This window comes from Streptomyces prasinopilosus (assembly GCF_001419695.1).
Classification (GTDB): Bacteria; Actinomycetota; Actinomycetes; order Streptomycetales; family Streptomycetaceae; genus Streptomyces; species Streptomyces prasinopilosus.
Genome location: NZ_LIRG01001037.1, coordinates 1 through 1,051 on the forward strand (window position 1 = coordinate 1; position 1,051 = coordinate 1,051).

The window sequence follows — 1,051 nt, forward strand, 5'->3', positions numbered from 1 at the left end:
ACATGGGTATAAGAGACAGCGCCCGGCCCGCGGGGAAGGACGCGACCCCCAAGGCCTCGCCAGCATCCTCGGACGCCTCACCGCCGAACAGGGCTGGGACACCGGACTCGACGGCGGCAACCTCATCGACCAGTGGCCCACCATCGCCCCCACCGAACTCGCCACCACCGTCCAGCCCGTCGCCTACGACCCCGAACGCGGCATCCTCGAACTCCGGCCGACGTCCCCCGCCTACGCCACCCAGGTCCGCCTGTTCCAGCACCAGCTCGCCAAGCACCTCAACACCGCCCTGGGCCGGCCCGCCGTCCGCACCATCCGCGTCCTCACCCCCCGGGGCGCCGCAACGGTCGCCGACACCGGCCCGGAGCCCCAGCCGGCCAAGCCCGCGGACGCGCCGGTGAAGACCCGCGAGACCGCACACCCCGGCTACCGGGCCACCCTGGAGGCCGCCCTCGCGCACCGGCCCGAACGCCAGCCCACCAACCCCTATGTCGCCGAAGCCCTCGCCCGGCAGGAAGCCGCCATGCGCGCCCACCGGCAGCCCGAAGGCGAACACCGCGACGGCGAGTGGGAGGTCGACCGGCTCACCACCGGCCAGGACGACCCCGCCGAGACGATCCGGCGGGCAGCCATCGCCCGCAAACGCCAAGAGCGCACCGGAGGCGACGTGCCCCGGCGGCTGTTCGGCGCAGCCTGACCGCACCACGGCACTCGCCCTACACTGTGAAACGAACCTGGGAGGGAACCCCACATGTCGTCTGCCGCGCACGACACGTTCACCGTCATCTTCGGAATCGTCGGGGTGGCGCACCTGGCACTGGCCTGGCTCACATGGCAGCGCAACGCCCGTAAGTGGCGCGACAGCCGCATGCCCGCGGCTGCCAAGTACGGGCAGGAAGCTGCCGAGATTGAGTACCGGCGAGCCGGAGGCCCCTTCATGAATCCTCGCGAGCGCCTGCACTTCAACGCGCAGATTGCCCTCGGAGTGTTCTTCGGACTCCTCGCCGTAGCCGGCGGATTTGGGGCGTACTGACCCGGGGGAACGTCCGGC

Annotated in this window: 2 protein-coding genes; both read left to right on the top strand. The window is 71.6% G+C overall.

Annotation, left to right across the window (positions count from 1 at the left end):
• A partial coding sequence (locus AOK18_RS29910; protein ID WP_055696327.1) for a DciA family protein occupies positions 1–697 on the top strand: 697 nt, incomplete at its 5' end.
• A 54-nt stretch (positions 698–751) separates the two neighbouring features.
• Positions 752–1,033 carry a hypothetical protein gene (locus AOK18_RS29915; protein WP_055696328.1) on the top strand — a complete coding sequence of 94 codons (282 nt, stop codon included), beginning with the start codon at positions 752–754 and terminating at the stop codon, positions 1,031–1,033.
• Positions 1,034–1,051 lie beyond the last annotated feature (18 nt).